This window comes from Vibrio sp. 10N.247.311.47, from assembly GCF_041467535.1.
Taxonomy (GTDB): domain Bacteria; phylum Pseudomonadota; class Gammaproteobacteria; order Enterobacterales; family Vibrionaceae; genus Vibrio; species Vibrio crassostreae_C.
The window spans coordinates 73521-96988 of record NZ_JBFSUR010000022.1 but is presented as its reverse complement, the minus strand read 5'-3'; the positions used below and the strand labels follow the sequence as shown (position 1 = coordinate 96988).

Annotated in this window: 20 protein-coding genes and 1 pseudogene; 5 read left to right on the top strand and 16 right to left on the bottom strand. The window is 42.8% G+C overall.

Annotation, left to right across the window (positions count from 1 at the left end; all coding sequences use genetic code 11):
• Positions 1-554: 554 nt before the first annotated feature.
• Both AB6E51_RS15355 and AB6E51_RS15350 read right to left on the bottom strand, forming a co-directional pair.
• On the bottom strand, positions 555-875 hold the full coding sequence (locus AB6E51_RS15355) for a hypothetical protein (RefSeq protein ID WP_102398552.1): 321 nt from the start codon (positions 873-875) through the stop codon (positions 555-557).
• Positions 876-1041: 166 nt separating this feature from the next.
• The gene (locus tag AB6E51_RS15350; RefSeq protein WP_372058110.1) at positions 1042-2124 is read right to left on the bottom strand and encodes a helix-turn-helix domain-containing protein; all 1083 of its coding nucleotides are present in this window, start codon (positions 2122-2124) and stop codon (positions 1042-1044) included.
• A gap of 286 nt (positions 2125-2410) precedes the next feature.
• Here AB6E51_RS15350 and AB6E51_RS15345 point away from each other — a divergent pair, with 286 nt between their 5' ends.
• The 3 genes from AB6E51_RS15345 to AB6E51_RS15335 all read left to right on the top strand — a co-directional run bounded on the left by AB6E51_RS15345 (position 2411) and on the right by AB6E51_RS15335 (position 4219).
• The gene (locus AB6E51_RS15345; protein WP_372058109.1) at positions 2411-2884 is read left to right on the top strand and encodes a hypothetical protein; all 474 of its coding nucleotides are present in this window, start codon (positions 2411-2413) and stop codon (positions 2882-2884) included.
• 11 nt (positions 2885-2895) lie between these two features.
• Positions 2896-3441, top strand: coding sequence for an N-acetylmuramoyl-L-alanine amidase (locus AB6E51_RS15340; RefSeq protein ID WP_372058112.1), 546 nt, complete (start codon positions 2896-2898; stop codon positions 3439-3441).
• Between the two features lie 442 nt (positions 3442-3883).
• Positions 3884-4219: a hypothetical protein gene (locus AB6E51_RS15335; RefSeq protein ID WP_004733275.1), complete on the top strand. Its 336-nt coding sequence runs from the start codon at positions 3884-3886 to the stop codon at positions 4217-4219.
• Between the two features lie 467 nt (positions 4220-4686).
• On the opposite strand, the gene AB6E51_RS15330 is transcribed toward AB6E51_RS15335, so the two are convergent.
• The 8 genes from AB6E51_RS15330 to AB6E51_RS15295 form a co-directional block, all read right to left on the bottom strand.
• A complete protein-coding gene (locus AB6E51_RS15330; RefSeq protein ID WP_372058108.1) occupies positions 4687-6858 on the bottom strand; it encodes a polysaccharide biosynthesis tyrosine autokinase in 2172 nt (723 codons plus the stop codon).
• 170 nt (positions 6859-7028) lie between these two features.
• A complete protein-coding gene (locus AB6E51_RS15325; RefSeq protein WP_017069276.1) occupies positions 7029-7469 on the bottom strand; it encodes a low molecular weight protein-tyrosine-phosphatase in 441 nt (146 codons plus the stop codon).
• A 116-nt stretch (positions 7470-7585) separates the two neighbouring features.
• Positions 7586-8719, bottom strand: coding sequence for a polysaccharide export protein (locus tag AB6E51_RS15320; RefSeq protein ID WP_017063131.1), 1134 nt, complete (start codon positions 8717-8719; stop codon positions 7586-7588).
• A gap of 717 nt (positions 8720-9436) precedes the next feature.
• On the bottom strand, positions 9437-11704 hold the full coding sequence (locus AB6E51_RS15315; protein ID WP_372058107.1) for a YjbH domain-containing protein: 2268 nt from the start codon (positions 11702-11704) through the stop codon (positions 9437-9439).
• Complete coding sequence (locus tag AB6E51_RS15310) at positions 11704-12630, bottom strand: capsule biosynthesis GfcC family protein (RefSeq protein ID WP_372058106.1); 927 nt, start codon at positions 12628-12630, stop codon at positions 11704-11706. Before AB6E51_RS15310 ends, AB6E51_RS15315 begins: the two co-directional genes overlap by 1 nt.
• Before the next feature lie 21 nt (positions 12631-12651).
• The gene (locus AB6E51_RS15305) at positions 12652-13356 is read right to left on the bottom strand and encodes a YjbF family lipoprotein (protein WP_372058105.1); all 705 of its coding nucleotides are present in this window, start codon (positions 13354-13356) and stop codon (positions 12652-12654) included.
• A 120-nt stretch (positions 13357-13476) separates the two neighbouring features.
• Complete coding sequence (locus AB6E51_RS15300; RefSeq protein WP_017060480.1) at positions 13477-13722, bottom strand: hypothetical protein; 246 nt, start codon at positions 13720-13722, stop codon at positions 13477-13479.
• 394 nt (positions 13723-14116) lie between these two features.
• Positions 14117-15241, bottom strand: a complete 1125-nt coding sequence (locus tag AB6E51_RS15295; RefSeq protein ID WP_029235106.1) for an LPS O-antigen chain length determinant protein WzzB — start codon at positions 15239-15241, stop codon at positions 14117-14119.
• 163 nt (positions 15242-15404) lie between these two features.
• Here AB6E51_RS15295 and AB6E51_RS15290 point away from each other — a divergent pair.
• Together AB6E51_RS15290 and wecA are read left to right on the top strand one after the other, a co-directional pair.
• Positions 15405-15593 (top strand): annotated as a pseudogene (locus AB6E51_RS15290) (MATE family efflux transporter); the annotation flags it as partial.
• Between the two features lie 369 nt (positions 15594-15962).
• A complete protein-coding gene (gene wecA, locus AB6E51_RS15285; RefSeq protein WP_239847987.1) occupies positions 15963-17024 on the top strand; it encodes a UDP-N-acetylglucosamine--undecaprenyl-phosphate N-acetylglucosaminephosphotransferase in 1062 nt (353 codons plus the stop codon).
• A 401-nt stretch (positions 17025-17425) separates the two neighbouring features.
• Here the strand turns inward: wecA and AB6E51_RS15280 are convergent, their stop codons facing one another.
• From AB6E51_RS15280 to rfbB, 6 genes are all read right to left on the bottom strand, one after another.
• Entirely contained in the window at positions 17426-18589 is a 1164-nt protein-coding gene (locus AB6E51_RS15280) for an O-antigen ligase (RefSeq protein WP_102320651.1), read from the bottom strand.
• Positions 18590-18978: 389 nt separating this feature from the next.
• Complete coding sequence (locus AB6E51_RS15275; RefSeq protein ID WP_017063119.1) at positions 18979-20040, bottom strand: DUF1972 domain-containing protein; 1062 nt, start codon at positions 20038-20040, stop codon at positions 18979-18981.
• Positions 20037-20594 carry a dTDP-4-dehydrorhamnose 3,5-epimerase gene (gene rfbC / locus AB6E51_RS15270; protein ID WP_017063118.1) on the bottom strand — a complete coding sequence of 186 codons (558 nt, stop codon included), beginning with the start codon at positions 20592-20594 and terminating at the stop codon, positions 20037-20039. Before rfbC ends, AB6E51_RS15275 begins: the two co-directional genes overlap by 4 nt.
• 4 nt (positions 20595-20598) lie before the next feature.
• Complete coding sequence (gene rfbD, locus AB6E51_RS15265; protein ID WP_017063117.1) at positions 20599-21480, bottom strand: dTDP-4-dehydrorhamnose reductase; 882 nt, start codon at positions 21478-21480, stop codon at positions 20599-20601.
• A complete protein-coding gene (gene rfbA / locus AB6E51_RS15260; protein WP_017063116.1) occupies positions 21480-22367 on the bottom strand; it encodes a glucose-1-phosphate thymidylyltransferase RfbA in 888 nt (295 codons plus the stop codon). The genes rfbD and rfbA overlap by 1 nt, the downstream gene beginning before the upstream one ends.
• Positions 22367-23464: a dTDP-glucose 4,6-dehydratase gene (rfbB, locus tag AB6E51_RS15255; RefSeq protein WP_017063115.1), complete on the bottom strand. Its 1098-nt coding sequence runs from the start codon at positions 23462-23464 to the stop codon at positions 22367-22369. The genes rfbA and rfbB overlap by 1 nt, the downstream gene beginning before the upstream one ends.
• Positions 23465-23468 lie beyond the last annotated feature (4 nt).

The window sequence follows — 23468 nt, the reverse complement described above, 5'->3', positions numbered from 1 at the left end:
TTAAAAAACAGTATATGATCACACCTAAATCTGATCATCAAATCGATCTTGAATGTATTGAATTTGTTGTGACTTCAGTGTACAAATTAGTGGAAACATCACTTCACGCTACCCCTTATTCCATATGGGTTTTTCATGATCTTGCCCTGTGTAGTATATTTTTAGAACAACTCACGAACGTGAAGATGTGTTGAATTTTATAGCTCTAATCTCATAAAAATGCCTCAGTCAATCTAAAGCCCTGAGACGCTTCTTATTCATTTTGAGACAGTCGATTTACGCCCATCCCTTATAGAACCTAGACTTTGCTTACTTTTAAAAAGCCGCCCCAATAGGCCGCCAAAGCAGCTTTCAACCTTTCGGCTTACCGCACTTTTAAACTTGCTAGCCAGTCGCATTTGGGTACGCTACCGCCCTTAGGTTTGGCTCCTAAAGGCAATAGTGACAATTTGTTCGCTTTATGCGTTTTTCATACGGTTTTAAATATGCGGAGCATTCTAGCAAAGTAAGTGCATATTGACTAGTTTGGAATTTACCCTATTTGGACAAGCCTCTCACCACGCATTCAACCAGCGAGAGCATTGTACGTCTTGCAGGTACTGAGTGCCTATGTGGTAGCGGTTTTCTTGTGCTGCGTCGCAGTAGCGCTTTTCTATATCAATGAAAATATTGCCGTTGCGGTATAGCGAAACGAAGCTTGGGTTGTTGTTTACCGCCAATAACGCTTTAATCTCAGTACGTGTTAGCCCTTGTGGGTAATGGGTAACAAGCAGTTTCAAGAACTCGCCAATACGCCCTTCCACTCGCGCTATCTCTTTTTCTAAAATGGTGACTTTTTCTTCCGTTGTCAGTTTTTTTAGGCTGATATCGTCCATTTGCCCTCTCCCTAATTCTACTTTTGTATCTTGACGTTTTTTGTCTGTATTCGCGCTTGGTCTGCCCTAGCCTTTGGTCCCCCTAAGCTCTTATCTTTATAAGCTATTATTTTTCAATAACTTAGACCTGTGTGAACAAGCGCTTCGTCTGTGAATAATCGAATGGTCACTTTTTAGAATCCGTGCAGGGCGACTTGGATTGAACTAGGGCCTTGATACGTGCTTCGAACGGATTGGTGGTGCTTTTGGCTTGGTAGTCCGCTAGGGCCTGAGAGACGGGCGTGGGTTGTTTGTGAACCATGGGCTTGGCTGCCGGTTGGGTTTTAGCTTCCTTGGTCGATGTAGAAGCAGAAGCCCTTGCTGGTTTAGCCGCTTTTGTTTGCTTAGCCGCTCTAGCCTGCTTAAAGACTGGCGATGAGTCTCGCTTCGCTTTGGCTTGGGCGCTTCTTCTTAGCCAGCCATTCACAAAGTGACCAATGTGCTCAAAGGGTTTGCGCTTATCGGGGTTGATGTACAGCCAGGCTTGCATGGCATGCAGTTCTTGCAGCACATCTAACTTTGGGTAGGTTCGCTCTAAGATTTTGTAGAACTCATGATAAATCGGCGCGCTGCCCTCTTTGGTGAGCAGGTGAATCACGGCTTCATTCTGTTGGCTTATGGGGTTTGTGACGTTGGTTTTAGGTGTCGAGATCTCATGTTGTTCAGAACCGCTTGGGGGATCAAGTACATCGGTGTCATCCAAGCTGCCGTTTTTCAAGCTCAACTCTGTTTTATGTTCTTTATGAAAGATTATGTGTGCCAGGTGATCACTCTCCGTGGTGGATCTTGAGTCACCCAGGGGAGTGTCTGAATGGTCGGTTTTCTGCGCATGTTCTGTCTTCTGGGGGTATTCCGACGAAGCTGACGGTAAACCTGTTTGTTCTACATTGGCGTTCTCTTGATTCGCTTGGACTAGATCGGTCTGCTGAATGTGGCTGTCGCTGGGAAGGCGCAGCTGATAGATGTTGCTGCGCTGGCGTCCTGAATCATCAAACCGCTTTATTCGCTTCACAAAGCCTTGCTTTTCGAGCTCGTTAACATGTCGTTTAACGGTTCTTACCGACACTTCGCAATATTGCGCCAAGTAATTTAGGGAAGGAAAACACACGCCGCGCGCGTCGGCGTTATCGGCCAATTTTAATAACACCAACTTGCTTATTGGAGAGCCAGTTTTTAATGGGATGAAAGAAAGAATTAGAGAAACACACATGGTTAACGCTCCTTGTTAATTAGTCATTCGTATAGAAATCCATTGATATACAGAGCATTAACAACACTTTTTGGCGCTTTAGGGGCGAAAGGCCCATGAGATAAGTTGTAAGAAAAGATGTTTGGTTAATCGCCTCGGATAGATATGCAACATCAACCTTATTAAGCAATGGCTTTTCGAAGCACCTCTCATTTTTTTGTATTCCTCTGTTTTCGTGTTATTCCCGCCAACCCCAATCAAGAATGTTGAAGTACATTGCCCTCCCCATGCAGCAATAAGGTGCTTAATGAAGGCGATAGTTTCTCTTTTTATTTCAGCGTATCAACCCGGTATGGCGAGCATCGAGTGCCGTGCTAACTCCCTCACTCAATCACGTCAGCCGTTATTTTTTAGTGATAGTGATGGGTTTGGCCAAGTACTGAGCTATGAAGTTAACGGTTATAAAGAAAGCCATTTGGAAGGTTGTTATTTTAATGAGGATGAATGCGGTGACACCCCCAGCTATGACGATATTTGTTGGATGATCAGCCGATCGCGGCGTAAGCAGCCTCTGGGTTATTACGTGATGTATTTACGTTATGTCAGCCACCACCCCGGCCATGAAAAAACCGTAGCCACCAGTCTGCGACAACACATCGCATTGCACCCTGATTTAAATGAATCGCTATCAACGTCTTTAATCGCCTATTTACAACAACACGAGGATTTATTTTGTCAAACACTCCACCAGCAACTGATCGAGTTCCAAATCAGCCGTTAGAAGCGTCTGTTTTGCCAGAGCGGGCTGACACCAAAGAACGAATTGATTCGGAAGAGCAGGCTAGCAAGATGGAGCTTATCCCTTCGTTAGATCCTTGTTTACCTTCAGCATCCTATTCATTCAGCCTGGTTTCGGTTTTACTCCGCTTACCTCATTGCCCGCCATATTCCTTTATTACTGTGCATTGCAGCGCCACGCCGCCACAGCAAGATGTAGGCGTAGCCGAGATTCGTCGATGGCATAAAAAGAAAGGCTGGCGCAATGTGGGGTATCACTTTGTTATTCGTCGCAATGGGGATGTCCAATTGGGCAGGCCGCTGTCGCAAACTGGCGCGCATGTGAAAGGACACAACAAGGGCAATATTGGGGTTTGTTTGGTTGGCGGTTGTAATGCCGAGCTGCAACCAGAAGATAACTTCACACTTGCGCAGCGCAAGGCACTGTTTGGTTTGATGGCTGCACTGCAAGAGCAGTTCTTGATTTCAGATGAGAATGTTAAGGGGCATAAAGATTGGGGCGTGAATAAGGCGTGTCCTGTTTTGAAGATAAAAGCTTAAGAGCAGATGCGGGATTCGAAAGGGGAGGCTGGGAGGGGTTGGTTAGGCATTAGCTAGCAACCCCCTCTAACTCCCCCTTTTATTAACATCACCACTCACAATAGTCCGGTGTTCAAGGGGGAGGAGCAAAAGCTAAGTCTTCGAATAATTTGAAGAGCAGTTGCGGGATTCGAGTAAGCGAGATGCGAAGAGACTAAAAGCGGATTCCAGATACTTCGTTCCTCGCCTCTAAAGCAACAGAATGGCGGAATGACGGAGTCGTGAGATTATTCACTTAATAAAAGTAGTCGTCATTCCCTACAGTGAGGGACGAACGTGATAGGGAATCTAATTCAACGGATAAATGGCGGAGCAGAGGGCTCGCTAAGGTTGTCGAACCATAAGGTTATACAGTCAAAGGTTATACATGCGGTCAAAGCCAATCAATAAACCAAGGAGCAGTATGACATTGTTCGGAAGAATATTCGGGAGCCAGTCTTCGATTAGCAAGGGGTTAGATGCACTCACCAACACAGGAGATGCGATGTTTTTTACTGATGAAGAAAAAGCGAAGCACAAGCTGGCACTGCTTAAAGCGTATGAACCTTTTAAATTGGTACAGCGCTACATTGTGTTGTTGTTCACCATTCCTTATGTGGCACTGCATGTGATGGTGATTTTGGGCTGCATGCACGGCTACGATTGGAAACCATTAGGGGAAATGACCAATGAAGCGTTTGGCTATCCTGTGCTAGCGGCGATTGGATTGTATTTAACGGGTGGCGTGGTGAAGAAGTAGAAGAGTAGATTCGAGTGACGGGTAAACGGGATGCGAAGAGATTAAGAGCGAGGAGAAGAAGATGGTTGTTGTGCTTTTAGCTCCTCCCCTTTATCACGACTGTTACTTGGCAGAAAATATCAATATAAGGGGAGGCTGGGAGGGGTTGATTAGGCATCGCTAGCAACCCCCTCTAACTCCCCCTTCTATTAACACCATCACTCACAATAGTCCGGTGTTCAAGGGGGAGAACCAAAAGCTAAGTCTTCGAATAATTTGAAGATTGGATAAAGAATAGATACGGGTGGCGGGTAGACGGGATTCGAAGAGCTAAAAGAGCAGATTCGAGCAGCGGAGCGGGTAAACGAGTAACAAGAGATGAAGAACGGATTCGAGTGGCGCTTTTCGTATCTCGCCACTCGCATCCCGTTACTGTCTTTAGCTCTTCGTTTACCCGGTTACTCGCATCTCGTTACTGCTCTTTAACTTTATTTCTTGTCGCTCGAATACGCGTAGTTGTAATAACCGTAGCCGTATGAGCTTGATGCTTTCTTCTCGATGGCGTTGAAGATAACGCCTTTCACTTCGATACCTGATTGTTCGAAACGGTTACGAGCCACTTCTATCTCTTTAATGGTGTTTTGACCGTAACGCGCCACCATTAATGTGGTGCCAGCGAAGGCGCCGACAATGCTTGGGTCGGTTACCGCAAGTACGGGCGGGGTATCAACAATCACCAAATCATACTCTTTCGATGCCCATTCCATTAGTTCTGCAAAGCGTGGGTGCATCAGCAGCTCTGATGGGTTCGGTGGCACTTGGCCACGAGTAATAATATCTAGGTTCTCTACCGGTGTGGTTTTCACTGATTGAGCGAACTCTTGCTTGCCGCTCAGCACATCAGAAAGACCATTGTCCCAGTTCACACCAAAGCTTTGTTGTAGGTAACCTTTACGCATATCGGCATCAATCAACAATACCTTTTGGCCTGTTTTTGCGGCTACTGCGGCAAAGTTAGTCGAGATGAATGATTTACCAATGCCCGGCGCAGGGCCAGAAATCATCAAGATGTTGTTTTTCGCTTCGAGCATTGCAAAGTGTAAGCTGGTACGAAGGCCACGCAGTGCTTCAACCGAAAGATCGGCAGGGTTCGATTCAGCAAGCAGTGCTTGAGTGCCCTTGGTTTGCTGTTTCTTCGATTTAAATCGGTTGGTTAGCTCAATCTGTAAATCTGATTTTGGTACCGCTGCGTAAACCGGAAGGCCGATTTGTTCAATTTGGTCTGGGCTTTCAACACCACGGTGGAACGCCGCTTTCACTAATACAAATGCGACACTTAACATGCCACCCAGTAGCGTCGCTAATACAACAATCAATGGCTTCTTCGGTTTAACGGCGCGAGCGTAAGCTTGCGCGTCATCTAAGATACGAACGTTACCGACCGTACCGGCTTTAATAATGCTCAGTTCTTGAACCTTGTTTAAAAGCTGGATGTAGATCTGTTGGTTTACTTCAACATCACGTGTCATACGTAGTACTTCACGTTGTGTTTTCGGCAGCTTTTGCACTTGCTTGTTCAGGCGCTCTCGCTCGCCCAACAACGTTTTACGCTTATCAATCAGTGACTTATACGCCGGGTGATCTTTAGTAAAACGCTGACTGATATCACTCTCTTTAAACGTCAGTTCATTCAATTGCGCTTCAAGCTCTACCATTACCTTCAGGGTTGATTGTGCTTCTAAACCCAAATCGATCGATTCGTTCTTTTGACGATAGTTGTTTAGCGTGTCTTCATAGCCCGTTAGCTCAGATTTAATACCAGGAAGGTGGCTCTCTAAGAACTGTAAGCTCTTCTCTGCTTCCGCAGAATTACGTTTCACGTTTTGTAAGAAGTAAGTCTGACTAATATGATTAAGAATTTCAGAAATCTGCTGCTTGTTTTCCCCTTCGAAACTTAGCTTCAAAATACCGGTTTGCTTTCCTTGCTCAGAAAGAGACAAAGAAGCTTTCAGCCATTCGATCGCTTGCAATCGGCTACGTTGGCCAATCGAGAATTCAAAACCGTTATGAGATTCGAAACCTGCCACAAACAAGCTGTAGTCGTCGGCTGTGGCTAGCTCACCCACCTTGCCTTGCAAGATAACGCGCCCATCGTCACGAACCAGTTGGTAAGTGCCCTGCTCGACATCGAGAATTTGAATGGTGTGTGCGTAACCGCTCGCATAGCTTGGCATGTTGAAACGGCTAACCGCAATGTGGTTGATGTCGCCAGTTAAGCGTGCAAAGCCTTTGCCGACGATTGGCGCATAGTTAGGAGATGTCACCGTCGTGAGGTTAAACTTATCCACCGTTTCACCCAAAATCATACGAGATTTGATGATCTCGACTTCGGTTGTAGCTGAAGATTCTTGAGAGAACAATTCACCCATATCACCAACCATAGAAGAGATGCCACCAGAGCTTTTCTCTTCAATTTGGATCAGGGCATCCGCTTTGTATATCGGCGTCGAAAGCAAAGCAAACGCAATACCAAACACAGCAAAAACGAATGTGGTGAGCATGATTAGCCATTTAGCATCTAATAAGATGCCAAGCAGTTTTCCTAAATCTATCTCATCAGAGTTATCTGTATGCGATTGCTGAGAGGGTTGTGTTGTCATTTGTTTGCTACTTCCTAAAGTATTGCTATTTAAGAGACGATATATACGCTCCGCGTACTTCTCTTTTATATTATTCCGTTGGTGGCTTTGCCATGCCTACATTTAGAGCATGACATTTAAAAAGCTGTCTATTTAAAACCTACTGCATCTAAAATCTATTGCATTTAAACCTACAGTTTTTTTGCCCAAGCTTGCGCCGCTTCGTCAATCAGCTTATAAGCGTGTTCAAACGCCTCACGACTTTGACGATAAGGGTCAGGAATGTCTTTCTGGCCAATCCACTGACCAAACAGCATCGTTTTTCCGCGAGCCTCCGGCGATATTTGAGTAAGCGCTTCTAAATGGCCCTTCTCCATCACCAAGATCAAGTCATACTGAGCACAAAGCTGTGGCGTAACTTGCTGAGACTGATGGTTTTCAACATCAACCCCATTTTCAGCGGCGATTAAAATGGCAGTGTCGTCTGCAGGCTTACCAATTAAACGGCTTTTCTCAGCAGCGATACCGGCAGAGGCCACTTCTTTGTTGGGCAGCAAGTTTTGTAAAACTCGCTCTCCAGTCGGGGAACGACAAATGTTGCCCACGCATACGACTAAAATTTTATTAAACATAATGGTCTCTAATTGTATTGGGCTTATAAGCTGGGTTTACTTTTAGATGTAAAAATCAGGTTACACGTACAATGCAACCTGATGATTAATTAGGGTTTATTACAAACCAGGGCTTATTACCAATTACGAACGCGCAACATACCTTCGGTTAGGTCGTTGAAGCCTGAAATGGTTGGTACAAGCTGACCGATTACACGGTTCCAGCGGCTGATTGGCGCTGCCGTTACGTAAACAATATCATAAGGCTTTAAATCAAACTCGGTGCCAATCACTAAAGCTGATGCATCTTCCATATTCAGTTGGTAGATGTCTGCCATGCGTTCTGATTTATCATCAGAAGTTCGGATCACAAACACACCCGTTGCATCTGCCGTCAGCTGGTTAATACCACCTACGTTGCTGAGTGCTTCGGTTAGGCTCATCCCAACGCGATCAATCTTAAGTAGTTGAGGATCGTTCACTTCACCCATCACGAACACTTTCTGGTTGTCATTACGCGGTACGTGAACAATATCACCGGCTTGCAGTAAGCGGTTTTGGGTTAGGTCACCACGTTGCATTAAACCGTAAAGTGAAAGGTTCTCTTCCACGCCATTGCGGGTTAATGAAACATTACGCCAATCAGCATCTTCAGACAAACCGCCAGAACGGTTCACGGCATCCAGTAACGTTAAAGGGATATTAGTGATTGGCTGCTGGCCAGGTTTAGATACTTCACCGGTAATGTAGGTTTTCTTAGATCGGAAAGCCGCTACGTTTACATCAACTTGAGGGCTTTCGATGTATTTCGCCAAACGTTCCGCTATATCAGAACGAATTTCACGAACCGTTTTTCCTGCAACTTCTACTGTACCAATGTATGGGTAGAAGATGGTGCCGTCTGCATGAACCCAGTTACCCGCTTCTGTGCTGCTACGGTAAGAGCCCGCAGGAATGGTCAGTTCAGGGTGATCCCAGATCGTAATATTTAAGATATCGCCCACACCGACTTTGTATTCATACTTTGCGATGTCTACGTCGAGTTCAGGGTTGGCTTGTGACACCGACAATGTACCCGTTTGGTAAGTCGATACTGATTGAGCTGTCAGTGGGTAAAGGTTAACCACATCAGAGATATCAGATTCTTGCTGTTCCTCTGAAGGCTGAATCACATTCTTGTTGCCAGTAGAAAGGTGAGTTCCTGGAGTAGTACACCCTGCAAGCAATACAGGAAGGAGCGCTAAAAGGAGACGATTTTTATTAATCTTCATGTTAACCAAGTCATAGAAACGGAATGTGTCGTGATATCCCAAAGGACACCCAAAGAAGTTAGAACAAACAATTTTATCAGCTACGCAGTATTTAATAGAGTTAAGGAGGGCTATTACTGTGATATCGCTCCCACTTAATATCAAAGATAGGAACGCTACCGCCCTTTGATATTCCGCGACATCACACTGCGTAGTTAATCTGCCTCTATCTATCTGGAATTGAGATAGAGGTTTTTTGTCATAAACCGAGCCAAAGATCGGACTTTCACACGGTTATTTTATTGCGTATGCATTATCCACAATTTGTGTTTATTATCAACCTAGTTGAATGGTTAAAGAGCAGATACGGGATTCGAGTGAACGAGTGGCGAAGAGCTAAAGAGCAGATGAGAGTAGCGAGATACGAGTAAACGAAGAGCCTAAAGCCGTGTCGGGATGCTTTTAGCTCCTCCCCTTTATCACAACTGTTGCTTGGCAGAAAATACCAACATAAGGGGAGGCTGGGAGGGGTTGGTAACACATAGATTAATATCCCCCTCTAACTCCCCCTTTGATGAACATCACCGTTCAAAAACGAACGGCGTTCAAGGGGGAGAACCAAAAGCTAGACCCAATGAATATCACGATATCTTAAGCTATTCGTTATTCGATTATTCGAGACTGCTCTTTCCCCGCTCTTCGCATCCCGCTTACTCGTCACCCGTATCTGCTTTCGATCTACTTAACGCTACTCGGCCTTTGGAACCAAGGTGAGCGCGCATCGGTTTGATCGAACAAGTTGTACTGCTTGTTCAGCACTTGGCCGCCGTCACGCGTGATCGGTAACCAGGTAAAACCAGCGCGGCTTGAGCTTGGTTTCACGGTGACTAAATCAAATGGAATCGATACGTAGAAGCCTTTGGTATAGCTGCCTTCACCGTATTCTTCGGTTGTCATGTCGGTTAAGCTAACAAACGCACCAGCAATCACGCCGCTCTTGAACTGCTTAGAGAAGTCGACACGAGTCCCGACATCACCCGCAAGAAATTTACCCACACCCACTTTAAGCAAGGTATCGCTCAAGAAATCCCATTGTGGGGTGTAATAACCAGTGATAAAGCCAGTAGTGCCTTTATCGATCACTTTGTACGTTCGGTTGCTGTTATCAGGATTGACTTGGATCTCTTCATCAAACGTGCCAAACCAGCTTTCTGGATCGCGCTGGCTTATTGCAGTCATGTCTGCACCAATGGCCCAGTTTTGGTTGAATGGTCGATACAGGATTTCGCCACCCACACCCGCAAACATGCTTTCAAGGTACCCCCCGTAAGCTTGGGTGTAGACACCGCTGCCGTAGTCTTCAAACCACGTCAGTTGTAAGCGATCTAAGCGAACCGGATCGTCAACGTAAGAGCGGAATAAGGTTCTTACTCTTGGCGTTTGGTCAGTGCCGTCTGATGGGACGGTATAGTTAAACTTGTCGTAGTTATCGACTAAGTTAACGTACAAAGAGCCCGACAGTTCAACATTGTTTAACGCCCAGAACGAAGCGTTGGTGTATAAACCCAAACTGTATAAATAGAAGTTTTCAGCCGAACCGAACGATTGAGCTAGGTTTGGTGAAATCGACACATCGAATCGCTCACGCCCATCATGATAAATAACGGATTTCTTGCGCTCTAACTCGTGAGTATCGGTTGCATCACTGGTTTGAGCATTGAGATAACTGTTATTAGCCGCCGCTTTGAACGCTTGTGCATCTACCGTTGTCTCCGTGAGTTCCATCGATTTATCATTTTCGATGATTTTATAAGTATCGATGTAACTCGGCACCGCGTTGGCAATCACGGTCGCACCACGCTCAAGGGCGATATCTCTGTCTCGGTATTTAACCTGAGTACCCTTTACCACAATGCTGTTATCGTCGACCAAGATTTGCGCTTGTTCATAGCCCGCGACCGTTTCAAGTTCTTCTGCAAGGGCCGCCATATCAATATCGTCAACCGTATCTACACCACTTGGGCGCAATTCTGCTGTTTCGGTATCTCGCCACACGGAATACATTTCATTGAAATTGGTAGATAGGTCGAAACCAAGGGTTAAAGTATCGCCTCGCTCATAGCTCACTTTCGCTGAGCCCCAATCCGTAAAACGGTAGACCGCGCCCACGTTCCATGGCGTGTGTTGTGTCATGTCGACACCACCACGTACTACAGGGAAGTCTTGAGAGTAATCGTTGCCATCGTATTCAAGCTTTAAGGTTAACGGCTTATAAGGGGTTTGGTATTCAAAGCCGCCATAAATTGCCGCATCGCCTTTAAACCAACGCTCAAAATCGACACTGCCGCCATTACCTTTATAGTCAGACGGGCGTTCACAATACTTGTCACTGGCTTTGCACAGTGGGTTAGTGAAATTGCCACTGGTGCCCATGTATCCCCAAGCCATGCCCAAAGTGAAATCAACGGGCCCAAAACGCTTGGTTGCCGCGACAAATTCGCCATCGAACAAGCCAGTACCACCGAAGTCACGCACGCCTACTGACACTTCTGGTAAGTAGTACCCTTCTTCGATTAAACGCAGTTTAAAGTCGATGCCTTTATCGGTGTGCTTGGTACAGCCACTGAATGAATTCTGAGAACAGTCTTGATTGCCACTACCGCTATAATACAGGTCTTGCGTTTGTGTGTAACGAATGGTGGTTTCAAGCCAAGGCATCACCTGCAGGCTGACGTTATAAAAGTAGTATTCGTTATTAAACGAAGCACTAAAGTTGAACTCACCTTCTGGGGCCATTCGGCCTGTTGGCATTTGCATCAAGCCAACACCACCAAAGTTCATTTGCGATGTTCTGTATTCAGTATCATCGAATGGGGATTTTTCTGCTCGAATTGAAGAGGAATCAATGATTGTTTCTGCTCTAGTCGACATGCTATTGGTCATTAATAAAGCACAGGTAACCGATGCACACACTGCCGATAGAGGGAATGATTTCTGTTTCAGCATTACAGGCCAACCTTATGACGTAGCAAATCGACAATATCTTGGTTCAACGTTGAGTATTCCGATGGCAAAGAGTAGAACGCCATAAATACGATGGCACCTGGTGCTAAGTAAACCGGCTGTTCGTTCCAGTATGCGTATTGAATGGTTTGCACCACGCCATCTGGCTGAACAACATACGCCACACTTTTATCTGCAGATTCACCAATAAAGCCATTCGGTAATGCATCGAGGTAATCATTCAACGTACCATGCTCAATCAGATTCATTGTTACCGACTCTTTCATTGCACCCATCAACTGAATGGACGTTGGTCGTTGTGGTAAGTACAGAGAAAAGGCTTGAGTTTGACTGTCTGACGGCTTGTTAGTATGAGAACTTGAAACAAGCAGTGGGTTCTTATCTGATTGAGAGATAACGGCATTACGGTCTAGCTCAATAAAAACTCGATTGAGATATTGGAAAGAGGCTAACTGTTGGCGCACTAAGTTTGCTTCTGGCTCTTCTACTGCGAAAGCTTCAAGCTGGTTCAGTACATTGCGCTTTTTGGCTTCGATAGCTTGGTTAGCTTCTTTAAATCCAGTAACTGCAGTCGCTTCAGTATTGGTTATATCAAACAGTTGAGCCGAAAGGGGGAAGTAACCAATAGTACCGTTAGCGTTAGAGCTCGCATTCGCGTTTGCGTCGTCTAATACACGAAGCAGTCGAACGTTAGTTTGATACTCAAGCGTCACACCTTGAAGAGGAAGCTCGATTGTTGTTTTTACTAAAGAAGAGCCATCAGGTGTAACAAAATTAGAAGCCGCAGAAGCAGAGCTCAAAGCAAACAAAGCGCTCATCATTAACAGAGCTCTCATCGTTAATAAAGTTCTCACCAATGGCAACCGACGTCCCATCATTTTTGATGTATGACTCATATAATTCATCATTTTAGTTCATTACCCTGTTCGTTAATTGCTTTGATAATGCTTAAGGACGGTTAACTCAAGCCTTGTCATATCAGGGCCTAAATACTGTATGGTTTTTACCACTTTGCCTTCGCTGTCGACCCAATATTCGTTGGTGATGTCTTGTTCTAACATTGGGAAGTTGATTTTTTCTTGGAACTTCTTAGTGTCAATAGACGCTAACGGTGTTTCGACCGTTTCATTTCCCGCATACGTTCGGGTGATGTTCGCTTTATAGCCGAATCGATAGTTGGGCTGCCAGTCGTAAACCGCTTGCCATTTTTGGGCACCGGGGTTGTCAGACACATCAAACGCATAAGCAGAGTCTGGCGACGAGCTGTTTGCAGAAGAGAATGCATTCAACGGTTGGAATGCCAAACCAGATAGGTTTTCGTAAGGAAGCAATAGCGTTTGTACAATACGTCCATTTTCAGTGACGATCATCGCTTTGTCAGAAGACATCCACTTTAACTGCTCTGCGCCCGTTTGCGGGTTTTCACCGACGTACGCTAAGACCATGAAGATCTTACCTTGGTCATTCACTTCGGCATAAATGCTGGAATAAGGTAACGTTTGAATGTATTCCTTGGATAGCTCAACATCGGAGCTTCCAAAAAAGGCTTCATCAAAAGTAGAGTTAACGTCTTGAAACTGCTGAGAACAACCAGCAAGAAAAAGACCAAGAGATATGATTAGAGGTTTAAGCATGACGAGTTCTGCTTCCTAGCAATCTGGTTGCTGATGTCCAATATGGAAAATTAATCAATTAGATATAAAAAAACCACTTTATGCTTTCACATAAAATGGTTTTAAACGCCTACTCAAAAATTATCGAGTAGTTGTTGTCGTTGTTGCACCGCTTTCGTTAGAAGCAACCGCTACTGCTGCTGCTGCCGCTACTGCTGCTGTCGCTACTGCTACTGTTGTAGCCGTACCAGTTGCAGCTGCAGATGCACCAGCGCCTGCTGCTGTACCAGTACCTGAACCAGTACCCGCCGCTGCTGTTTCTTCAGCTGCAAATGCAGCACCTGAGAAGCTAACTGCTAATGCAGCTGCTAGAGCCATCTTTTTCATAATGATTTCCATTAATATAAACGTTTATATGTAGAAGATGATTTTCACACCCTCAAACAGTTGCTCAGCTTAAACAACTGATTGATCATCATAGATAATAACCACAATCAAGTAAATGGATAAATCATAAGCAATACCTTATAAAGCAATATTTAGGAAATAGCGTCACATAAAAATGGCCTTAGAGACTGTGGAGGTCAACAAAGCTATGTTTGTATAACGCAGAAGCCAGTACCAATGATCATAAGAGAGCGTAAACCATATCTAACTAAACCCTGTCGCCCGAGCCTTTACCTAGTACGGTTTGAGTAATGTTTGGAGGTCAGTCTGGCATTCTATGTGTAAAGGGTAGAAAAGATGGCTAGTGTATATAGACACCAGCCATTAAAGCTAATTAATCTTCTTTTCTAAATAAAAACCGAATTAAAACTACCGAAAAGCCCAACATACCACCGAATAATGTACCAAGAACAATAATCAAAGCACGCTTAGGTTTATCTCGAGTTATCGGCTGCTCAACATTTTCTAGGTAACGGAACGTTTGAAAATCAACAGAACGGTCAATTTCAAGGTTATTAAGCATATCCAACTTTGCGTCAATCTGCTGAAGACGAGGTTCAATGACACTCAGATTTTTAACAGATTCTAAAGCCTTGATTTTTGCATCTAAACCCTTAGCACCTAAATCAATACTAAACAGCTCCTTTTCATTACCGGTTTGGATTGGTCTATCGACGCCTGCAGACTTAGCAATTTGGGAAGCGTATTTTGCTCGCTCAGTTTCGACCAATAATTGATTGCTTGCCTGACTTTCTAAGATTCTTTTCTGTTGAATCAACTCATTTTTTTTGCCACTAACTACGGCATATAAATTATTGAACGCATCTTGATGCACTTTTGATTCTGTAGCCAAAACGTAATCTGTTAATAGATTGAAACTACTCTCTTTGGTTGTTGTTTGAAAAGTAATGATATACGGTGACCTAGGGTCATTCCTATCAACTTTAGAGGCGGAGACTCTATCGAACCATTTATTATATAACACTCTAGTTTCATCGGTACTACTCTCAGAGCTACTGCTAAATACAGAATCTTTAAACTCTTGGAATTCGGTACTTTCATCTAAGAAAGCTTTCTTATTGTTAGTTGAGTTAAATGCATTTACAAAGCGTTGGAATAACACCTCTGAACTCACTAAACGATTAAGTTCGTTGCTAACAAGGACCGTGCCATCTTCTTGATAGAGATCAAAAACAGGTTGAAACTGCTTCACTTGGCGTTGATACGCAGCCAAATTTTGAGGTTGAGGCTCTGTGATCTTTGCATTAGAAGACCACCATTCTTGAGACAGAAAAGCCAAACCAATACTACTAACAAAAAATAAAGCAGTAACCAATATCACAATTAATTTTCCGTCCCACAGGGCTCCAAACAGCTCCCTCATATTAACGTCATCATTCGTTGCGTACATTGGTGAATTTTGCGGGGAGTACGATTGTGGTTGCGTCTGCTGCTTCACTGTAAGTCTCTCAAAACATCTGAATTTAATAACGGCAGGATGCTATCACACCGTATGCTTTTAATCTTGTGTGGTTTGTAAACGTTATGAAAACGGTTTTCAGACTACTCACAATTGACTGTATTCTAATTCAATCGGCACTTTGCATGCAAGATAGCCACAGGCTGTTAACTTAACTTTCCCAGTAACCTTCGCCATCAACTGTATCTGTATGGGCATCAGTTTAGGGTTTTCTACGTATATTAGGCGGTTGCTCGCCTAGGGTAGTGGACAAGATGCCGATCGTTTTACTCTCCATGGATTACTGCTTGCGGTGATGCTTGTTGGTTTTGCATCAACACTCGGGCTGATTTTTAGCAATACCGCGGCTTGTTATACCAATGGTAAGTAGCAGTGCCATTCGAAGGATTGTTGAACGACTTCCTAGCTAGCATAATACTGAACTCGTTCAATTCAAAAAAACGGTGTTAAAAAATTCGCGCAATATTTGCTCCAGTTTACAGTCAAAACTGGAATTCAAGATCAAGAAACGTCCTAGATGAAAGGAGCGAGTATGAAAAATACGGTTTACATTCACCTCATAAAAAGGCTTACCAGTTATGGGGGGATTTCCAATTAGAGCTTAACTGCGATAGAGAAAGATCACGTAGATCATTCCCCCTTCTTTTATCTAGCAGCCAAATACACTAAAATAGTTCCAAATACATTATTAGGCTGAATCGTGCTCATTTCATTTATTGACCTCTCTTTCCTGTTTTTCTTTTCCCTTGCAACAACTTTTACAATGCGTAAATTTGCAAAAAAAATAGGGTTAGTCGACAAGCCAAATGCTCGTAAGTTGCACAATGGTGCTATTCCCTTAGTTGGTGGGCTATCCATTTGTATCTCTATACTTTATTTCTTATTCAATAACCCAACCATTCTACCGTATACCGAGCTATACGCCGCGTGTATCTTCATACTTGTTAGCGTTGGAGTTTTGGATGATAAATACGACATCAGCTTTAAATTAAGGTTTGCAGTGCAAGCAGGTCTTTCTATCGTTATGATGATTGTTGGCGGTATTGAACTTAGTACTATAGGAGATGTATTTGGTAGCGGTGATGTCATTACACTAGGTTGGTTTGGTTACTTTGTAACCATGATTGCGGTCGTGGGAGCGATCAATGCATTCAATATGGTCGACGGAATTGATGGCCTGCTGGGCGGGTTATCTATCGTAACCTTTGGTGGGTTAGGAATAATGCTTAACCATGATGGTCAATCGAGTTTAGCCTACATTTGTTTAGTATTGGTCGTTGTGATTATTCCGTATATCCTGTTAAACCTTGGTGCCTTTGGCCGAAAAAGAAAGGTGTTTATGGGGGACGCTGGGAGTATGTTGATTGGTTTTACTGTTATCTGGCTATTGCTGCTATCTAGTCAAAATGGAAGCACTCCACCACTGCGTCCAGTTACCGCGTTATGGCTAATTGCAGTGCCGTTGATGGACATGGCTGCTATTATGATTCGTAGAATAAGAAGAGGAGACTCTCCTTTTAAGCCTGATCGTGAACATTTACATCACATTTTCCAACGTCTAGGTTTAAGCTCAACACAAACACTTATCGTTATTTGTAGTATTGCAACTCTCTACGCGGCAGTCGGAATTTCTGGTGAAATACTAAACATCCCAGAATATGTCATGTTCTACGCTTTTGTAATTTGCTTTACAATCTATCTTGCGCTTCTAAGTAATGTCTGGAAGATTCTATCCTATCTTAGAACGAAATGTGCCAAATGACAATTGCTCCTAATTCAAGTTACTGCTGTTTAGTATTTATCTAAAATAATATCGAAATGCATATTATTGCCCAAGGGTTAATATGCATATAGTTACCTCTTGGACAATGATATATTCTAAAAAACTCATTTTAATCGAGTTAATTCATGCCTAGGCATGCAGCTAGGTTCCCTCCTGGTTTTTATCGTACATCACCCCTTATAAACCAAAGTGATTAGCACTTAAACAAACCAAAGAACTGAAATTTTGAAACTAATAAGTCTCAATCCACATCCTCCCAAGAAAAGCAGATAGATGACAAGCGTGTTTTAGCTGGTTTTACTTTCGGAAAATAATATAAAAAACCGTTAATTGGCTTCATTTTCAGCCTAGAATAAATTTTTCAGAATAGGTAACTCGAACTATTTGAAACATCTACATCGGTAAAGCAAACCAATTACAACCAAATATACAATAAGCGTTTGACCATGATACATAGGAATATCTGTTAATCCTGATACAATATATATAATCGGTATACTAATGAGTAAGTCCTTTCCTAATAAAGATAAATCTTTGAAAAAAAACACTGGGAACAACATGAAGCTCAGATATATCAAAACTCCTCCCCCTCCTTGTTGAACAAGTTTGTTTAATATTTCATTGTGTGGATGAGGAGCCGTAATTACATTTTTTGTCAACTCACCTTTATCGTATAACTTTTTCAATTCAGACTTATAGTCTTTAACCCCCAAGATAGGGCTACCATCAGCTATAGTTATAGCGGTGTTCCATAATTGTAGTCGAACACCAATAGAGGTACTTAGGTTACCTTGTTCGATTGCAGAGAATTCAGACATGGTTCTTTGATATCGTTCATATACAAAACCCTTACTAAACAATGCAATAACAGAAACAACAATAACCATTAATACAATATTTTTACTGAACTTTATTCTCTTTATATTCCTTATAGAGACTACCATTACAGCAAAAGCCAGAGCAAGCCACACACCACGACTCTCACTCAACAAAACACTTGAAGTTGCAAAAGCAAATCCACTAAAAAGGAGTAGTGCTTTATTTTTACTCTGCTCATATATAGCTAATATAAAAGCTGTTATAGCAAATGAGGCTCCGAGTGTTGCATAAGGTATAGGGTTAACTGGCAGTGACATTCGAGATTTACCCAAGTAAACTTGATAGTAAACTGAAACACCCAGTATACAAACAGAACCTAAAATCACTAAAGCCTGTAAGTGTAGAGTCTTTAACTTATCATAAGGCAAAAAAAGTATGATAAAAAATGCTCCAATCGCAGCGCGAGACTCTCGCCCACTAAAGTCCCCCTTATATATATAACTTACACCAATAAAAAACAAATATAGTACAATTAAATATAACCACCAATTATTACTAAAGTTAGATCGAATTATAGTAGCACGATAAACAAAAAAAGAAGCAACTGTAGCGACAAGTATAATTACTGAAAGAACTTTATCACCATTCTCAAAGATAAATAACCCACTAAAAACCCAAATAAATGGTAGATAAATAAATATATTTAAAGCCTGTTTCTTAATCATAACTAAACCTTGAAAGAAAAACCTAGGACTGTACCAATTTGATATTCGATACCAACTACCTTTTGTAGTTAAGGATAATATCGTTAATAAAACCACTCGGGCTACAATGTCTTTATCTCAGGAATATATTTGAGATTTTCTAACCAATCGTTACTGCTAACTAAAAAAAATACAGGGTGCGGATAATTTAATTTCACTTCCTACTCACTCCTAAAAATTGCTTTAATCATTATTTCCATCTTAAAATGGCTAGTGTGGATGATGTATCGAAGAGAAAACAGGCAACTCATCTTACTATTTAATACAAACCTCTCATCAAACTTATCGTAAGCGATACATAAGACGAAAGGCTTTATTTAGCTATATATTACTTCCAAGTAGTCGGTCGACTAAATGTAGGTACTTTCATATTGCTGTGAGACTTTATCCCAAGTATAACGCTTAAGCGCTATCGCCTTCATTGCTTCACCATTCCCCTCTAATCCACCCAACCCGTTAGTGTTCAAAATAAGGTTAAGTAGACTATCACTATTACTGAAATACAATGCACTATCTTCAGTGCTGTAACGATTAAAGCTACAGTCGAATGCGAAAACAGGCACACCAAAATGCATCATCTCAACTAACGAGGGGTTAGTGCCACCTGCCGAATGACCATGAAGATACAAAGAACAACCTTGACGAAGCTTATATAGTTCATCAATATCATAAATAGGATCCAGTAGTTCAACATTAGTAAATTTGGCGTACTCAAGTCTAATTTTACGTCCGTATTCGCTTGCATCCCAATTGCCAACAAATTTTATTGGTAATGAAGTTCTTGAATAGGCCTCAAGAATCATCTCAACGTTATTTTCTGGTTCTATACGACACAACCCTAAAGCATAACTTTGAGAGTTAATAGATTGAGTTGGGGTTTCTGGTTTTGCGTGATCACCACCGTAAGCTATTGTTTCCGAATTTAACCCATATTCTTTATAGACGTAATCCGTAATAGCCTGGTTATCAGTAACAACAACATCAGAATACCTGACAGCCATTGATTCAGAGAACTTTAAGAAACGTTTCACGAGCCCTCCCCACTTCTCCCGCTTCCACTCTAAACCATCAATATTTGTCACTATTTTCGCTTTGGAGAATAGCTTAAAAATAGGAAGGAAAATACAACCAGAAACGCCCAAAATAAGAACCACATCAGGTTTTATTTTCCAAGATTTGATCAGCGATAGTATATCATAGAAGATGCTTTGAGCGCCGTTAGCCCTTAGTGGTAAATAATGCAACTGGGCTTGGTTATACTCTTGCATATGTGTCTGATAGCTTTTTGACGAACAAAAAACAATGTACTGAGTTCCACTGTCTTTATTTAAAGTCAAGTTCTCAACAAGCGACTCAAAGCCACCATAACACGCTGGGATTCCAACAGTGCCAACAACTATTACTCGCTTCATTTTAGTTTAGTAACCTCACTCAATAAGAGTCCATTCATATCCTTATTAGAAAGTAATGGTGTGCTATTAGACGGTATTAAAGGCCACGATATATTAACTAGCTGATCGTCCCATGCTAATGATTGCTCAGCGCTAGGGTTATAATAGTCCGTACATTTATAAACAAACTCCGCCTCATCACTCGTCACATAGAACCCATGAGCAAACCCTTCTGGCACCCACAATTGACGTTTGTTTTCAGCTGATAAATATTCACCGACCCATTGACCAAACGTTGGTGAGTCTTTGCGAATATCAACTGCAACATCAAACACTTCACCTGAAACAACGCGTACTAACTTCCCTTGAGTATTCTCTGTTTGGTAATGCAGGCCTCGTAAGATACCTTTCTTCGATTTAGAGTGATTATCTTGTACAAATTGAGTCGGCTTTCCCGTTACTAGTTTTTCAAATTTCTTTTGATTCCAGGTTTCCATAAAGAAACCACGCTCATCACCAAACACACTTGGTTCTATGATTTTCACATCAGGAATACGAGTATCGATTACTTTCATTTTGTTATTCCGTATACGCTTGAATATTGTTTAACGCAGCCTTCCAGTCACTCGCTTTAACCGAGAAACCTAGCGTTATTTTTTCGGTACCTAATCGAGAATTGCTTGGGCGCTTAGCTGGTGTTGGGTATTGGTCAGTGGTAATACTCGTTAAACTTGGTTTATTTGCAAGAACTCCTTGCCCAACGGCAATACCAAAAATGGCATCAGCAAAGTCAAACCAACTCACATGAGGCAAACCCGAGTAATGGTAAACACCGTAATCCACTGCGTCCCCCTGAGTAATGTACTTCGCGATTTGAATCAATGTACCCGCTATATCGCCCGCATATGTCGGTCCGCCAAACTGATCACCCACAATACTTAATGCGTCTCTATTTTCTCCTAAACGCAGCATTGTTTTCACGAAATTATTGCCGTTCTCACCAAATACCCATGCAGTACGAAGGATAATATGTTTATCACACGCCTCGGCAACGGCGATTTCACCGGCGAGCTTACTTTTACCGTAAACCCCTTGCGGGTTTGTAGCATCCGTTTCCACATACTCGCCAACTTTATCGCCTTCAAAGACATAATCGGTCGAGATATGCAGCATTGCAGCACCAACACTCTGAGCGGCTTGCGCTAAGTATTTAGGACCATCACGGTTTATTGCATAAGAAAGGTCGACTTCCTCTTCAGCCTTGTCAACAGCAGTATGAGCTGCGGCATTGATAATGATGGTTGGTTGAAATTCGGTAACAGCAGAATAGACTGCCTCTTGATTAGTAATATCAAGATGCTCTCTATCGAGCGCTAACACTTCAGCATTCTCATGGTTCGCTAACTGCTCAGTTAGACTCGAACCAACTTGGCCATGGCAACCTGTAATTAAAATACGCATTAGCTGACGGTCCTTTTTTGAGCTTCATTCACTAAACGGGTCAGGTACTGCCCATATTCGTTTTTCATCATCGGTTTCGCTAAAGTCAGAACTTGCTCATCACTCAGCCAACCATTGCGCCACGCAATTTCTTCTAAACAAGCCACTTTCAAACCTTGAACATTTTCAATCGTTTGAACGAAAGAAGACGCTTCGTGCAAGCTCTCATGCGTACCAGTATCTAACCACGCAAAGCCACGACCAAGTAGTTCTACGTTTAATGATCCGTCATTTAAATACATTTCATTGAGTGTCGTAATTTCTAACTCGCCACGGTGTGATGGCTTAACCTGCTTGGCCATTTCCACCACACGATTATCGTAGAAATACAAACCTGTTACGGCATAGTTGGACTTTGGTGTTTCCGGCTTTTCTTCAATTGAAACAGCCTTCATCTCTTCATCAAATTCGACCACACCGAAACGCTCAGGATCTTTCACTTGGTAACCAAACACGGTTGCACCCGATTCTCTTGAAGCGGCACTTTGTAGCATTTTAGAAAAAGATTGACCATAGAAGATGTTATCGCCAAGTACTAAACAAACGCTGTCATCACCAATGAACTCTTCACCAATAATAAACGCTTGTGCTAAGCCATCTGGGCTTGGTTGAATAGCGTACTCAAGGTTGATACCAAAATCAGAGCCATCACCCAACAGGCGCTTAAAACCGGCATTATCTTCTGGTGTCGTGATTATTAAAATATCTTTAATACCAGCGAGCATTAAAGTCGAAACTGGGTAAAATACCATCGGCTTATCGTAGATAGGCAATAGCTGCTTTGATACGCCGCGAGTCAATGGGTATAAACGTGTGCCGGAACCACCCGCTAATACAATACCTTTCATTAGTTACCTTCCTTTGATTCAACGGTTTCTACACCCAAACGCTCACGTTGGTAGCTACCATCTTGCACGTTTTGACACCATGTTGAGTTGTCTAGGTACCATTGCACTGTTTTACGAAGACCTGTTTCAAACGTCTCTTCTGGCATCCAATCTAGTTCACGTTGCATTTTAGATGAGTCAATGGCGTAACGGCGGTCATGACCAGGACGATCTTGAACGTACGTGATCTGCTCTGCATACGCTGACTCTTTCGGTACTAGCGTATCTAGGATGTTGCAAATCGTATTCACGACCTCAAGGTTTTTCTTCTCGTTGTGACCACCGATGTTGTAAGTCTCGCCTACTTTACCTTCAGTCACTACTTTGTATAGTGCACGAGCATGGTCTTCCACAAACAGCCAATCACGAATTTGATCGCCTTTTCCGTAGATAGGAAGATCTTTTCCTTCCAGAGCATTTAAAATGACAAGTGGGATCAGTTTTTCAGGAAAGTGATATGGGCCGTAGTTATTTGAGCAGTTAGTAACGATAGTTGGCAGGCCGTAAGTACGTAACCATGCACGAACTAAATGATCACTTGATGCTTTTGAAGCAGAGTAGGGGCTAGATGGTTCATAAGGTGTCGTCTCTAAGAACATCGGCAGGTCTGTACCTTCTGGAACATCATCAGGATGTGGAAGGTCACCATACACTTCATCCGTCGAGATATGATGAAAACGGAACTCTGTTTTTGCTTTGTCTGACAGCGTATTCCAGTACTCTCGAGTAGCTTCCAGTAAGGTGTATGTGCCAACGACATTCGTTTCAATAAACGCAGCAGGGCCAGTGATAGAGCGATCAACATGCGATTCAGCTGCAAGGTGCATTACCGCATCAGGTTTATATTGCTCAAAAACACGGGCAAGCTCTGAACGATTACAGATGTCCACTTTCTCGAATCCATAACGTTCGTTCGAATCGACTTCAACAAGAGACTCTAAGTTACCAGCGTAGGTTAGGCAATCAACATTAACAACTTCATCATGAGTGTTCTCTATTATATGTCTAATAACAGCACTTCCTATAAATCCAGCACCGCCTGTTACTAATATTTTCATTAAT